A 15,565-nucleotide genomic window follows, 5' to 3' on the forward strand; every position below is an offset into this window, starting at 1 on the left:
AAAGAAGGTATTTACCGCGGAGCAAAAGAAGTATGGGAAAACCGGAAGAATATTGCCGCTGATTTAGATAAATGCTATACCGGAGATCTGTGGACAGCTGCTGCCAAAAAGTGGATAGTAGCGCATAAACAAGGTAACAAAGGTAGAAACCCGTTCTTTATATACCTGGCCTACGATACCCCGCATGCAGTACTGGAATTACCTACGCAAGCTTACCCGGCAGGAGCCGGTTTAAAGGGTGGTTTGCAGTGGCTTGGCAAACCCGGACAAATGATTAATACTGCTTCTGGTACCGTAGATTCCTGGATAGACCCTGATTACGCAAAAGCTACTTACGACCACGATAAAAATGCCAGTACGTCGGAAGTACCGTGGCCAGATGTGTATAAAAGGTATGCTACCTCAGTGCGGCGCATCGATAGCCAAATTGGTGACTTAATGCAGTTACTGAAGGATTTAAATATTGATAAAAATACCATAATCGTATTTACCTCAGATAACGGGCCATCCTTAGAATCTTATTTACCCGATACGTATGCCCCTAATCATCCGAATTTTTTCCGGAGTTTTGGTCCGTTTGATGGCGTTAAACGCGATCTGTGGGAAGGCGGCGTACGGATGCCAACCATTGTAACCTGGCCCGCTCGCATTCCGGCCAAACGCATAGTTACTGCACCCAGCATAAATTACGACTGGTTACCAACTTTTACCGATGCAGCGGGTATGCCGGCTCCAGCCATAGTTGATGGCGTTTCTTTGATACCCGCCTTAACGGGCCAGGGAAAACAAACCCAAAGTTTGGTATATGTTGAATATTTTAATGGTGATAAAACCCCAAATTTTGAAGAGTTTCAGCCACAGCACCGGCAACGGCGGCGCAACCAAATGCAATTAATCCGGCAAGGTGATTATGTAGGTGTCCGTTACGATATTCAATCGGCTGCCGACGATTTCGAAATTTATAATGTTTCTAAAGATCCACAGGAAGCTAATAATTTAGCAGCTAAGCCAGACATGGCAGATCTGCAACAACAATTTAAAGCCAAAGTTTTACAAGTAAGGCGCCCCGATGAGGCAGCTCCGCGCCCGTACGACAACGAATTAGTGCCGGCCATTACTAAAACTGCAACTAAGGCTGGGGTAAACTGGAATACTTATGCTGGTTTGTTTCCGTGGCTACCCGAGGTATCGTCCCTTAAGCCCACGGCGAGCGGTATAACTAAGCAACCCGTTGTGAATGCGGCTAATAACATGAAAGCAGGCGTACTTTATTTTGATGGGTTTCTACAAATTCCGGCCGACGGAACGTATACCTTTTACACAACGGCCACTACCGGGGCGGTATTCCGGTTACACAATACGGCTGTCATCGATGCTGATTATAATTATACCGGTGGTACCGAACTTAAAGGCAAAGTTAACTTAAAATCCGGTTTACATCCGTTTCGGTTTTACTATGCCTATAAAGATGGCGCTAACCAGTTAATGGACCTAAAGTGGGAGGGGCCGGGCATTGCTAAACAAACTATACCGGCTAATATATTTTGCCAGGCCGTTGCCAAAGCGGCGCCTTGATTTTGATTTATAAAATTGGGCTAAATATTAATTTGTTTTAAATACAATGCTAAAGCAGTTATACGAAATCGGGTAGAAGTAATTATTCTGCTCAATTAAGTATAACTGCTTTCTATTTTATTACTTTAAACAATTAGTCAGATTGGTAAAATTTAGATGCAGAAATAGTAGCTGTAAATAAATGATAGGATAACTTATTTTACAGAAGTAATTATAGATAAGTAAGATATTTATAGTCAACCAGATATTCGTTTTTAATGATGGATATATTTAAGTACTTATAGAACTTATCCACAACTAATAATTTACTTAAACTATATCAATTAGGTGATTACCATCTGGAGAGAAAGAAATTATTAGGTGCTAACGAAAACCAAGCAGGTGTGGAAAATTGAAGAAAAAGCTATTCGATTAAATTCTGAAAGAAGAGGAAAGGCCTTTATCCACTACATGTATATGCAACAAGATTTGTTTTCATCTTAGTTACAAAGGCTATAAATTTAGTGGATAAGTAATGTAAGGTAAATACAGTATAATTGTAGTAATAAGTATTAAGGCAAAAAAGTTATGCGGTAAGCACAACGTCTGGCGCCTTCCAGAATATGATCAACCCGTTTAACGTCTACACTTGGGCCTAATACTTGCTTTAATATATTTAGTTCTGATTTACACAAGCCGGGCGTTGCCGTAGCCGCAGCACAAATAGGGCAGTGGTTTTCCACAAATAAATAGCCGTGTTCGTCTTTGGTCCATTCAGCAATATAACCCTCTTGGTGCCGGATAGCGGCAAAACGGGTAATTCTTTCTTCTAAAGAATGAGTGTCTTTTAATTCTTCTAAGTACCGGTTTAAAATGTCTTCACCGCGTTTTTGAATTATTTTATCTAAAACCAAGTCTCCTAACTCAGCTTTAATGGTACTTAGTAACTGGATAGATAAATCGCCGTGGGCATTTGGGAAACGGGCATTACCCGCATCAGTTAAGCTCCACTTTAATAATGGCCGACCAACGCCCTTTGCCTCAGCAACAGATTTAACCAAACCAGCTTCAGCCATTTTTACCAGGTGCAAACGCGCACCTTCGCCGGTAATGCCCAGAATCTGGGCCAGATTACCAGCAGTTTTTGGTCCTTGGGCCTTTAAAACTTTTAAAATTCGGTCGGTTGCAGAAAGCGTTGTAGCGGAATTATTTTCCAAGTAAGTACTTGTTTTATTTTTTAATTAATATCTTTGCCTTACACAAAAAGGCGACTACAGAATACAAATATAACTTAATTAACCAACGGGATAGTTCATTTACTTTTTATATAATCTAAAAGTAAAGCCGTAAAGGTCAAATCCAGTTATATTTTTAATTCCGGAAAGCCATAATTCTTAACTAAAAAATATACGAGTTATGCCATTTGCACTGCCAACTTTAAATTATGATTATAATGCTCTGGAACCGCATTTCGATGCCCAAACCATGGAAATTCATCATACTAAGCATCACCAGGCATATGTAACCAACCTGAACAATGCCATTGCCGGTACCGAAGCCGAAAACCTGGCATTAGAAGATATTCTGAAAAACATTAGCCAATATGCACCGGCCGTTCGCAACAATGCCGGTGGCCATTACAACCACACGCTGTTTTGGAATACGTTAGCCGCTAATCCCCAAACAGCACCAACTGGTGAGTTAGCCGATGCTATAAATGCTTATTGGGGATCTGTAGAAGCTTTTAAAGAAGCTTTTAACAAAGAAGCTTTAACCCGTTTTGGCTCGGGCTGGGCTTGGTTGCTGGTAAAATATAATGGGCAAATAGAACTTTCGTCTACTGCCAATCAGGATAATCCTTTAATGGATATTAACCCAACGAGTCAAGGTTTACCTATTCTGGGTTTAGATGTTTGGGAACACGCGTATTATTTAAAATACCAGAACCGCCGGGCCGATTATATTAATGCTTTCTGGAATGTATTAGACTGGGCTAAAGTAGAAGCAGCCTATGCCGAAGCAAAAAAAGGATTTTAAGTAAACTTATTATTTTAATTAGCTTGGGGCACGGAAACATTCCGGCCCCTTTTTGCATTATTTCGCCATTTGCAATATTAGCCAAACTATTGCGGAATATGCAGATTCTGTTAATTATTTTGCAACCTATTACTTGGAATATTTGTTAAAAAATTAGTTAAACACATAAATCTTAAGAATTATGATTAAGGTTTCGCCAAAAGCAAAAGATTATATTGGCCGCTTATTGCAAACAGAAACCAAAGGCCCTGATACCTTTGTACGGGTGGGCGTGCGCGGCGGCGGCTGTTCTGGTTTAGAATATCAGCTTAACTTTGATAACCAAAAAGCAGCAACCGACGAGGTTTTTGAAGATAACGGTGTAACAGTAGTGGTAGACCGCAAAAGCTTGCTTTACCTGTTTGGTACGGAGTTAGATTACTCTGACGGATTAAACGGTAAAGGTTTATATTTTAATAACCCCAATGCTTCGCGCACCTGCAGTTGCGGCGAGAGTTTTGCGGTTTAATGGTAAAAATTTAATTACTTGGCAGGAATGAAAGATAGTAATGAAATAATAAATGACTTTGCCACCAAAGAATACGAGTATGGCTTTGTCACGGATATTGAGATGGAGATTGCGCCTGCCGGCCTGGACGAGGACGTAATCCGGTTTATTTCGGAAAAGAAAAACGAACCGGAATGGTTGTTCGAATGGCGGTTAAAAGGGTACCATGCCTTTTTAAAGGAAGAAATGCCCAAATGGCAGAATTTTGAGTTGCCCGACATGGATTTCCAGAAGATTTCTTATTACGCAGCTCCCAAAAATAAAAAGAAATACAACAGCCTCGACGAAGTAGATCCGGAATTACTGGCTACTTTCGAAAAGTTGGGTATTCCGTTATCAGAGCAAAAAACCTTGGCGGGAGTAGCCGTAGATGCTGTTTTTGATAGTATTTCGGTAGCTACTACCTACAAAGGCAAGCTAAAAGAACTGGGTATTATTTTTTGCTCTATCGGCGAAGCTGTGCAGGAACACCCCGAACTGGTAAAAAAATATTTAGGTTCAGTAGTACCGCATTCCGATAATATATTTGCAGCCCTGAACACGGCGGCTTTCTCGGATGGTTCGTTTGTATACATTCCCAAAGGCGTACGTTGCCCTATGGAATTATCGACTTACTTCCGGATTAATACTGAAAATACCGGTCAATTTGAGCGCACCTTAATTATTGCCGACGAAGGTTCTTATGTAAGTTACCTAGAAGGTTGCACCGCCCCAATGCGCGACGAAAACCAGTTACACGCCGCCGTAGTAGAATTAATTGCTTTGGAAGGCGCCGAAATTAAATATTCTACGGTGCAAAACTGGTACCCCGGCGATAAAGACGGCAAAGGCGGTATTTACAACTTTGTAACCAAACGCGGTATCTGCAAAGGCGCTAACGCTAAAATTTCCTGGACGCAGGTAGAAACCGGTTCGGCTATTACCTGGAAATACCCCAGCGTTATTTTACAAGGCGATAACTCTAGTGGCGAGTTTTATTCAGTAGCGGTTACGCGCAACAAGCAAATTGCCGACACCGGTACTAAAATTTACCACTTAGGCAAAAACACCAAAAGCCGGATTATTTCCAAAGGTATATCGGCCGGCGAGAGCAATAATAGTTACCGGGGCTTGGTGCATGTGGGTGCAAAAGCCGATAATGCCCGTAACTTTACGCAGTGCGATTCTTTGTTAATTGGCAGTAACTGCGGTGCGCATACCTTCCCGTACATCGAAACTAAAAATAGTACGGCCATGGTAGAGCACGAAGCCACTACTTCTAAAATTGGCGAAGACCAGATATTTTACCTGAACCAACGCGGTATTGGTACCGAGAAAGCGGTAGCACTTATTGTAAATGGTTATGCCAAAGAAGTATTAAACCAGCTGCCCATGGAATTTGCCGTGGAAGCCCAGAAACTATTATCTATCACCCTCGAAGGTAGCGTGGGTTAATTAAAAATACGGATAAATGCTAAGCATTAGAAACTTGCAAGCCGAAGTAGAAGGCAAAAAAATACTAAAAGGAATAAATTTAGAAGTAAAAGCCGGCGAAGTTCATGCCATTATGGGGCCAAACGGTTCTGGTAAAAGTTCTTTGTCGTCGGTGTTAGCCGGTCGTGAAAGCTACGACGTAACCGAAGGTGAAGTATTCTTTGACGGTAAAGATTTATTAGACATGGCGCCGGAAGTAAGAGCCCGCGAAGGTTTATTTCTGGCGTTCCAGTACCCCGTAGAGATTCCGGGTGTTTCCAATATCAATTTCTTGCGCACCGCTTTAAACGAAATTCGCGAATACCGGGGCTTACCCCAATTAGAAGCAAAAGAATTTTTAAAGCTTACCAAAGAAAAACAAAAACTGGTAGAATTTAACGCTAAGCTGGTAAATCGCTCTTTAAACGAAGGTTTTTCGGGAGGGGAGAAAAAGCGGAATGAGATTTTGCAACTGGCCATGCTGGAACCCAAATTATCTATCCTCGACGAAACCGATTCCGGACTGGATATTGATGCGTTGCGAATTGTTTCGAATGGCGTTAACCAGTTGCGCAGCGGGAATAATGCCTTTATTATTATAACACACTACCAGCGTTTACTGGAATATATTGTTCCGGATTTTGTACATGTGCTGTACGATGGTCGTATTGTTAAATCTGGCACAAAGGAATTGGCTTTGGAGCTGGAAGAAAAAGGCTACGACTGGATTAAGGAAGAATTTAAAACGGAAGAAACGGCAGGTTAAACATGGCAAATCAAGTATCCATACCGCTTTACCACGACCTGGTTAACGGGTTTGATGGTTTCGTTGTGGAGCAATCGGCGGAGTCGGCGGCGGTGCTGCAGCTACGCCAAAAAGCATTCGAACATTTCAGAACTTTAGGTTTTCCTACCCGCAAGGTAGAAGACTGGAAATATACCAATGTACTTCCTTTTTTGCAGGAGTCGTACGAAACAAATCCATTTACCGTGGAGGCCGCCGGCCATTCGGCTATTGCGCTGGATAAAGCCAGCATCAAAGGATTAGAAGCCTATAAAATAGTATTGGTAAACGGTAAATTTCAGCCTGCTTTATCAGATAACGATTTACCGGCCGGGATTATAATAAAATCTATAGCCGAAGCGCAAGTGGAGTCAGCTTTTCAGGAATATTTTGGCCGACTGGTAAATACCCAAAAGCATCATTTTGCAGCTTTAAATACCGCCTTTTTTACCGAAGGTTTATTTATCCAAGTAGCGGCCAATGTTATTATTCAGAAGCCATTGCACCTGGTACAAATCTATACTGGCGTGAATAATTTATTTATTCAGCCCCGCAATTTAGTTGTGGTTAATAAAAGTGCGGGTATTACGTTTATTGAATCGGTGGTTGCGGAGAACCTGGGGGCCAATTTATTTGTAAATAGCCTTTCCGAAATTGTGGTAAAAGAAAATGCGCAAGTAAACCATTATACCTTGCAAACTGCCGGCAAAGGTTTCCGGCAGGTAAACCACACCGAAGTAAGCCAGAAACGCGATAGTGTTTACAGCAACTACACTTTCTCGTTGCCGGAGGCCGAATTGCTCCGGAATAATTTAAACGTAAACCTCGACGACCAGCATACCGAAAGCCATTTGTATGGTTTATACCTGGTAAACGACCGCCAGTTAACCGATAACCATTCGTTTGTAAACCACTTGCACCCCAACTGCCAAAGCAACGAAGTATACAAAGGCGTGCTTCTGGATAATGCGACCGGCGTATTTAACGGTAAAATTTATGTAGAGCGCGATGCGCAAAAAACCAATGCGTTTCAGCAAAATAATAATTTGTTGTTAAGCAACCGGGCTACCATTAACTCCAAGCCGCAGTTAGAAATTTTTGCGGATGATGTAAAATGCAGCCACGGTTCTACGGTTGGGCAACTAAGCCAGGAAGCCATGTTTTACTTAAGATCCAGAGGTATTTCGGAGCAAACCGCCCGTCGGTTACTTGTAAGTGCCTTTGCTTTTGATGTAACGCAGCACATACAAATTCCGGCCCTAGAAGATTATATTAATCATTTAATTACAAAACATATTCCTGCCGAACAGGAGTTGGTAAAAGCGTAAAGCCATGCGGGATAATTTAACAATGGCAGCCGGAACGGTGCTGGATGTAGAAAAAATAAGGGGCGATTTTCCGGTATTACAAACCAAAGTATACGGTAAGCCCCTGGTGTACCTCGATAACGCGGCTACAACCCAAAAGCCGCAGCCGGTAATTGATGCTATTTCGGAATATTATTCGGAGTATAACAGCAATGTGCACCGGGGGGTGCATTATCTAAGCCAGAAAGCTACGGCCGCCCACGAAGAATCCCGCCACAAAATAGCTGCTTTTATTAATGCCAAACACGTGCACGAGGTAATATTTACGCGCGGCACCACCGACGGCATCAATTTAATCTCCAGTTGCTTTGGCCGAAAATTTTTACAAGCCGGCGATAGCATCTTAATTTCGGCTATTGAGCACCACTCTAATATTGTGCCGTGGCAAATGATTTGCGAAGACCGGGGCGCTACTTTAAAAGTAATTCCGGTAAACGAAAAAGGCGAACTAATTATGGAAAGCCTCGCAGATTTGCTGGACGAAACTGTAAAACTGGTAGCCGTTACCTATGTCTCCAATACTTTGGGTACGGTTAATCCGGTTAAAGAAATAATTCAAATGGCCCACGAACGCGATATTCCGGTTTTGGTAGATGCGGCCCAGGCCATTCAGCACATCGGCATTGATGTACAGGAACTCGATGCTGATTTTCTGGCTTTTTCGGGGCATAAAATGTACGGCCCTACTGGTATTGGTGTGCTCTACGGCAAAGAAGCCTGGTTAAACCAATTGCCACCTTACCAGGGCGGCGGCGACATGATTAAATCGGTGAGTTTTAAAAAAACAACTTACAACGAGTTGCCCCTGAAGTTTGAGGCCGGTACGCCCAGTATTGCCGAAACCATTGCCTTGGGCGTAGCGGTTGATTATTTGCAGGAGCTAGGCTTAGCCAATATTCAGGAAACTGAGCAGAAATTATACGCTTATGCAGTAGAGGCTTTAAAAAAGATACCTGGTCTGCGGTTTATTGGCGAAGCAGAACACCGGGCCGCCTCTATATCTTTTTTAATTAACGACATTCACCCATTTGATTTAGGCGAGATTCTGGATAAGCAGGGTATTGCCGTACGCACCGGTCACCATTGCACCGAGCCCATTATGCAATATTTTAACATTCCGGGTACAGTTAGGGCTTCCATTGCCTTTTACAACACCCGCGAAGAAATAGACCAACTGGTAACCGGCCTAGAGAAAGCCGTTGCCATGCTAAGCTGATATAAATTACATGACCATACAAGAAAGGCAAGATGCCATTATTGAAGATTTTGAAATGTTCGACGAATGGATGGATAAATATGAATATATTATTCAGCTAGGAAAGGACTTGCCCCAGATTGAAGAAAAATATAAAACCGACGAAAATATTATAAAAGGCTGCCAGTCTAAAGTGTGGTTACACGCCGATTACCAGGACGGTAAGTTGTTTTTTACCGCCGATAGCGATGCCGTTATTACCAAAGGTTTGGTAAGCATGGTGGTGCAGGTATTGTCGGGGCACACGCCCAAAGAAATAGCCGATGCAGATATTTATTTTATAAATAAAATAGGTTTGCAAACCCATTTATCGCCTACCCGCTCCAATGGGTTATTATCTATGCTGAAGCAAATAAAAATGTACGCTGTTGCTTACCAAAGCCAAACCCTAAACTCATGAACCCCGAAGAGCTAAAAGAAAAAGTTGAAGAAGTTTTAAGAACGGTACACGACCCGGAAATTCCGGTAAATATTGTGGATTTGGGTTTGGTGTACGAAATTAAAATTGAAGATGGTAACAAAGTGCGGGTAACCATGACGCTAACGGCTCCTGCTTGTCCGGCCGCCGGCGACATTATTTTCGAAACGCAAAGCAAATTAGAAGCCATTGCGGGCGTAGTAGATGCTTACGTACTTTTAACCTTCGACCCACCCTGGACCCGCGACCGCATGAGCGAAGAAGCCAAGTTGGAGTTAGGCTTTTTGTAAACCCGGGAGATTATTTTTTACCGACTGTATGCGAAGAATGTCCTGTTAACATTTTTAGCTAGATAAATAGCAATCAGCCAGAAGAGTAAAGCACAAAAGTGCGTACTAGGTGCAACTATCAGCATTTCTTCCTTCCCATTATTATAGCTCTGCTTTCCTCTTTAGGCTTAAGTTTTATTATCAAATAGCGGGACCTAAGCAATAAAATTATTTTCCACGGGAAACATTCTTGTAAAAACTCTGCGTATCCCCGAAAAATATCTATGCAATTACGGGTGAATACATCAGGCTTATCTTAAAAAATATTTCCTGCGGAAAAAAGAATGCCAGAGAGAATATGAAATCACTTTTATCAGCATTTAAATATATTCTTCCTTTCTTTTTCTGGTAAGTAGATATAGCTTCGCGCTTATTGACTGCAGCTATTTTATAAAAATTAATATTTTTTTGGTGAGGTATTAAAAGCTGATCTGTTTAGAATAAATAAAGCAACTGCTCCAAACAAATTACCACGTCAGAACAGACAGGCGACTTTGTTGTACTGCCTGGTTCAAAAAGGGCATTTTGTTTTTAAGTTATTATACGCTCTAATACCTCACCATATATGCACGAAACATTTACTTTTCGCCGGGGAGCAATATTTATATTGACTTCTTTGCTGCTGGGTAATTCCATTGCGGTTAGTAATGCCCAGAGTCTGGCTCTAACCCGCACCCTCCCCCAAACCAGAATGCCCGTAGCTACTCCTAAAAAGCAGCAAGCACGGCAGCTGCCCGCCGTTTTAGCCCAATTAGAACGACAATACCAGGTAAACTTTAATTTTGAGAGCGACTTGTTGGAAAATAAGTTAGTACCGGAAGCCAGTATTCCGGATAATTTAACCAAGCGCCCGGATTTGGAAATAACCTTGCAAAAAATTTTAAAGCCGGTCGGATTAAAGTTTAAGAAGGTGAGCGCAAATTATTACCTGATTATTGCCGATACCGACACGGAACCCGCCGATAAAGTCCCTAATACTGTGCCTTTTCGTAACATTAACCTAACGGGGGTATTAGAAACCACCATTAGCGGCAAAGTAACCGACCAGGATAACCAACCTTTGCCGGGCGTAAGTGTTTTGCTAAAAGGAACCAATACGGGTACGGCTACTGATGTAGATGGCGGCTATAAACTTACGGTGCCCGACACCAAGGGTACGTTGGTTTTTTCTTACGTTGGTTTTGTGAGCCAGGAGGTGCCCATAGGTAACCAAAGTGCCATAAACGTAATTTTAAAACCCGATGCCAAAGCTTTAGAAGAAGTAGTTGTAATTGGTTATGGTACCCAAAAACGCGAAAATGTAATTGGTTCTATTGCCCAGGTATCGGCAGAGCAAATTGCTACGCGGCCGGTAACGCAATTATCGAATGCTTTAACCGGGCAAATGCCCGGTGTAACTGCTATTCAGCGGTCAGGGCAGCCGGGTGCCAGTGCCAGCGTTATTAATGTGCGGGGCGTAGGCTCTTTTGGCGCATCTTCGGGCGCTTTGGTAATTGTAGATGGCATACCGGGTAATTTCAACGACATCGACCCCAATGATGTAGAAAGTGTATCGGTCCTGAAAGATGCTTCTTCCGCGGCTATTTACGGTTCGCGGGCCGCCAATGGCGTTATTCTGGTAACCACCAAATCTGGTAAAGAAGGCAAAATTCAGATTAATTATAATGGTTACACCGGTTTCCAGAAGCCTACTGCATTTCCGGAGTTTGCCAATTCCTGGGATTATGCGGCCATGTATAACGAAGCTTCGGGCACCGAGTCGTATACACCCGAAGATATTGAAAAATACAAGAGCGGTGCTTATCCCGATACCCACCCCAATTCTAAATTCCTGGAAGAAGTATTTTCTAAAAATGGCCTCCAGACCAGCCATAACTTAACCATAAGCGGCGGAACGGCTACAAATAAATATAACCTTTCGTTCGGCTATTTATTTCAGGATGGATTAGTGGTTAAAAATAATTTCGACCGCTACAATGTACGGTTAAATTTAACTACGGCGCTTAGTCCTAAGCTGGATTTAACAACCCGTTTAGCCGCCATCAAAACCAGCGCCGAGGAACCTAATGCCCCGGCTACTTTAGACTTTACCGGGGTTTTGGGCCTTGTAAACCAAGCCGTGCGGTACCCCTCTATTTATGCCGGAAAATTATCGAACGGGTATTATGGTTCCGGCGTTGTGCAAAAAGGAACGCCCATTTCTTTCCTGGAAAGTGAATCGTTCGGTAAACAAAACAATCTGAATCTAAATGGAAATATCCGGCTCGATTATAAAATTATTCCGGACCTGAAAGTATCTTTTATAACCGGCTACAACCAAATTAATAACAAGGAAGCTGAATTTCTGGCTACGCAGGTTATAAATCAAAATATTACTTTAGGCCCCAATCAACTTAGCCGTTTAAATGCATCTACCGAATATTATACCCTGCAGGGATTGGCCGATTATAATCGTCAGTTCGATAAACACGCCATTGGGGTATTATTGGGCTATTCTTTTGAGCAAAACCGCTTTGAAACCACTACTGCTTTCCGGAATAATTTTCCTGGCAACGCCCTAACGGAGTTAAATGCCGGCTCCCCGAGTAACCAACAGGCCAGTGGTACCGCCAATGAGTGGGCGCTGGAGTCGCAGTTTGGCCGGGTAAATTACAGTTTTGCTAACCGTTATTTGTTAGAAGGGGTTATCCGACGCGATGGTTCTTCGCGTTTTCCAACTTCCCGTAAATATGCCTATTTCCCGTCGGCGGCTATTGGCTGGCGGGTAGGCGAAGAAAGTTTTCTCCGCGATAATTCGCCTTGGATTAGCGAATTGAAACTGAAAGCCTCCATTGGTGTGCTGGGTAACCAAAATATTGGTAATTACCCGTACCACAACCTTTACCGGATTGGCACGGCTTATAATTATTCGTTTGGGGGGGCTATTACCGCCGGTGCGGCCCGTACCAATATCATCGACCCTAACTTGCACTGGGAATCTACCCGTACCACCGATTTAGGGGTTGATTTTGGTTTATTTAAAAATAAGTTAACCGGCTCGGTTACTTACTTCGACCGCTACACCTACGATATTTTATACGCGCCGGGCGGTAGTGTTTCGGGTTCTTTGGGCTTTACTTTATCTGAGCAGAATACCGGTGAACTGAGCAACTCCGGCTTTGAGTTTGTACTGGGCCATAACCATTCTGTTGGCGATTTTTCTTATAATATTAACGGTAACTTCTCTGTAATTAAAAATAAAGTACTGGATTTGGGTGTGGGCAATATTACCCAGCCTAACGGATTGGTGGGCAACGGTAGTACCCTGTTTATCGGTCATCCCATGCAGCTTTATTATGGCTACGTAGCCGACGGTATATTCGTAGATCAGGCCGATATTGCTGCTTATGCCAACCAAGTGGCCATTAACCCCGGTACCAAGCCCGGCGATATCCGGTATAAAGATATCAGCGGTCCGGACGGCACGCCCGACGGCAAAGTAGATGCTACCTACGACCGCAAGGTGCTGGGCAGTAATATTCCTAAATACAATTTTGGTCTAAACCTGAGTGCCAAATACAAAGGCTTGGATGTAAGTATGTTGCTACAGGGGGTAGCCGGTGTAAAAGGGTATATGAACAGCTACGCCGGTATTGCCTTTAATAATTTTGGCTCAATCCAACAGTGGCAAATAGACGAACGCTGGACACCCGAAAACCCACGCGCCGATGCCGGTTACCCGCGGTTAGAAATAGTTTCGAACTCGGGTACGCCCAATACCTTATTATCTTCTTTCTGGGTGCTGAATGGCTCTTATTTACGGGGTAAAAATGTGCAGGTAGGCTATACGTTGCCCAAAACCTTTACCGAACGCATACGGGTGGGTAGTGTCCGGTTTTATGTAACCGGCGATAACCTCTTTACTTTTAGCAGTTACCGGCCCGGCTGGGATCCGGAGGTTGGCACCGACAATAATACCAGCAACGATGCCAATAATATTGTAAACAGCGGGGCTTATTACCCAATCTTGCGCAACTATACTTTAGGGGTAAATATCAGGTTTTAATTAAGCAAAGAATCATGAAATTAATATATAAAATGAAGAAAGGTCTGGCTGGGGCGTTGGCTATCTTACTTCTTACTGCTTGCGCCGACGAATTAGAAAAAGCCCCCTTAGACCAGTTTAGCAGTATCAATTTCTGGCAAAATGAAGAGCACGCCCTGCTAGCCTTAACGGGTATTTACAAAGGCAATATTGCGGTAAACAACACCAACGTAAACCCCACCGACTGGTGGTCTTATGCGGGTTTGGTATTCCTGGATTTTGCCACCGATAATGCTTACGACCGCCGGGGCGAAACTTCGCCTTTTCATAAACTAAGCAATGGTACCCTGGTAAACAACCTGGCAATTCTAGAAAATTACTGGAACCAGAGCTACAGCCGGATTGCCCGCTGCAACGATTTTCTGGTAAATATTGATAAGGTAAATATGGATGAAGCCAAAAAGAAACGGATGGTAGCCGAAGTGCGCTTTATCCGGGCTTGCCAGTATTTTTATATGTCGCAATATTGGGGTTCGGTGCCCCTGGTTACCACTTTGCTCACGAAAGAAGAAGCCAATACCTTAACTAAAGCCCCTAAAACCGAGATTGTAAATTTTGTAACGCAAGAGTTTACCGAGGCCGCCGCCGATTTGCCCCGCTACAAAGATATACCAACCACCGAAACCGGCCGGGCCAGCAAGCAAGCTGCGCTGGCGTTTTTAGGCCGGTTACAATTAGCCGAAGGTAAATTTGCCGATGCCGTAACGACCTACAAAACCATTATTGATTTTGGCGATAATATAATTGACCCGGATTACCTGGAACTCTTTATAACTACCAAAGAAAACAGCAGCGAGAATATTTTTAGCGTGCAACACATCGAAAATTTACTCGCCCACGGCTTGCCGCAACACGCCTGGCCGGCTGTAGCCGGGGGCTGGCACATTATCTGCCCCCTGGGTAGCCTGATAGAAGCCTACGATTATAAAGATGGTACGCCGTTCTCTTACACCGATTCGCGTTATAATTGGCGCGACGTAGCCAAAGACCGCGATCCGCGCTTAAAGTTTAATATTTTATTTAACGGCGATACGTTTAAAGGCCGCTACGTAACCCACCCCGATTCGGCCACTGCTCCCGACCAGTTAGGTGCGGGCAAGCAAACTACCCAAACCGGTTACGGTATTCGTAAATTTATGGACCCCAGTTTCTCGGGCAGTTTAACCAACTATGGCGGCAATCTGCCCATAATCAGGTACGCCGAGGTGTTGTTAAGTTACCTCGAAGCTAAAATAGAAGCCGGTCAGCCCATTTTACAAGCCGATTTAGATGCTACTATTAACAAAGTGAGGGGCCGGGCCTCGGTTAATATGCCGCCCATTACCGTTACGGATCCCACCCAGCTGCGGGCCATTGTCCGGAAAGAACGGCGCCTCGAAATGCCCTTTGAAGGTACCCGATACTGGGATTTACTCCGCTGGAAAACAGCCGAAACAGTTTTAAAAGCCGATTTTTACGGCGCGCCTTTTCCGGTTGCTGTAAAAGCCATCCGGCAAAAAAATGCGACCACGCCTGATCCGTTAGGCCGCAAAAGATGGTTTGTTACAACCCGTAATTTCCGGGCACCGCAAGACTACCAATGGCCCATACCGTTATCCGAAATAAATATTAACCCAGGATTGGCAAAATAACAAAGCGTATATAAGCTGATAAATATATATGAAATAGAGCAGGTGCCACTTTCCGATACCTGCTCTATTTATGCTTTTACAGCTTTAATAATTAGTATATTCCGGCT

General features: G+C 43.4%; 12 protein-coding genes. 11 read left to right on the forward strand and 1 reads right to left on the reverse strand.

Going from position 1 to position 15,565, the window contains the following annotated elements:
* Window positions 1-1,575, forward strand: a 1,575-nt coding sequence (locus ACO1R6_RS01155) for a sulfatase-like hydrolase/transferase (protein WP_486261626.1), incomplete at its 5' end; no start/stop codon positions are given.
* Window positions 1,576-2,126: 551 nt separating this feature from the next.
* Here the strand turns inward: ACO1R6_RS01155 and ACO1R6_RS01160 are convergent.
* Window positions 2,127-2,771, reverse strand: a complete 645-nt coding sequence (locus tag ACO1R6_RS01160) for a helix-turn-helix transcriptional regulator (protein ID WP_486261627.1) — start codon at window positions 2,769-2,771, stop codon at window positions 2,127-2,129.
* Window positions 2,772-2,970: 199 nt separating this feature from the next.
* Here ACO1R6_RS01160 and ACO1R6_RS01165 point away from each other — a divergent pair, with 199 nt between their 5' ends.
* The 10 genes from ACO1R6_RS01165 (at window position 2,971) to ACO1R6_RS01210 (ending at window position 15,458) form a co-directional block, all read left to right on the forward strand.
* Window positions 2,971-3,591, forward strand: a complete 621-nt coding sequence (locus tag ACO1R6_RS01165) for a superoxide dismutase (RefSeq protein ID WP_486261628.1) — start codon at window positions 2,971-2,973, stop codon at window positions 3,589-3,591.
* 181 nt (window positions 3,592-3,772) lie between these two features.
* A complete protein-coding gene (locus ACO1R6_RS01170) occupies window positions 3,773-4,099 on the forward strand; it encodes a HesB/IscA family protein (RefSeq protein ID WP_486261629.1) in 327 nt (108 codons plus the stop codon).
* 27 nt (window positions 4,100-4,126) lie between these two features.
* Window positions 4,127-5,572, forward strand: coding sequence for a Fe-S cluster assembly protein SufB (gene sufB / locus ACO1R6_RS01175; protein WP_486261630.1), 1,446 nt, complete (start codon window positions 4,127-4,129; stop codon window positions 5,570-5,572).
* Between the two features lie 16 nt (window positions 5,573-5,588).
* Window positions 5,589-6,356 carry a Fe-S cluster assembly ATPase SufC gene (gene sufC, locus ACO1R6_RS01180; protein ID WP_486261631.1) on the forward strand — a complete coding sequence of 256 codons (768 nt, stop codon included), beginning with the start codon at window positions 5,589-5,591 and terminating at the stop codon, window positions 6,354-6,356.
* 2 nt (window positions 6,357-6,358) lie between these two features.
* Window positions 6,359-7,702 carry a Fe-S cluster assembly protein SufD gene (sufD, locus tag ACO1R6_RS01185; RefSeq protein WP_486261632.1) on the forward strand — a complete coding sequence of 448 codons (1,344 nt, stop codon included), beginning with the start codon at window positions 6,359-6,361 and terminating at the stop codon, window positions 7,700-7,702.
* Window positions 7,703-7,724: 22 nt separating this feature from the next.
* Window positions 7,725-8,957, forward strand: a complete 1,233-nt coding sequence (locus tag ACO1R6_RS01190) for an aminotransferase class V-fold PLP-dependent enzyme (RefSeq protein WP_486261633.1) — start codon at window positions 7,725-7,727, stop codon at window positions 8,955-8,957.
* A gap of 10 nt (window positions 8,958-8,967) precedes the next feature.
* Window positions 8,968-9,396: a SufE family protein gene (locus tag ACO1R6_RS01195; RefSeq protein ID WP_486261634.1), complete on the forward strand. Its 429-nt coding sequence runs from the start codon at window positions 8,968-8,970 to the stop codon at window positions 9,394-9,396.
* Window positions 9,393-9,704, forward strand: a complete 312-nt coding sequence (locus tag ACO1R6_RS01200) for a metal-sulfur cluster assembly factor (protein WP_486261635.1) — start codon at window positions 9,393-9,395, stop codon at window positions 9,702-9,704. The genes ACO1R6_RS01195 and ACO1R6_RS01200 overlap by 4 nt, the downstream gene beginning before the upstream one ends.
* Before the next feature lie 604 nt (window positions 9,705-10,308).
* On the forward strand, window positions 10,309-13,788 hold the full coding sequence (locus ACO1R6_RS01205) for a SusC/RagA family TonB-linked outer membrane protein (protein ID WP_486261636.1): 3,480 nt from the start codon (window positions 10,309-10,311) through the stop codon (window positions 13,786-13,788).
* Between the two features lie 14 nt (window positions 13,789-13,802).
* Window positions 13,803-15,458 carry a RagB/SusD family nutrient uptake outer membrane protein gene (locus ACO1R6_RS01210; RefSeq protein WP_486261637.1) on the forward strand — a complete coding sequence of 552 codons (1,656 nt, stop codon included), beginning with the start codon at window positions 13,803-13,805 and terminating at the stop codon, window positions 15,456-15,458.
* Window positions 15,459-15,565 lie beyond the last annotated feature (107 nt).

The organism is Adhaeribacter sp., from assembly GCF_057359045.1.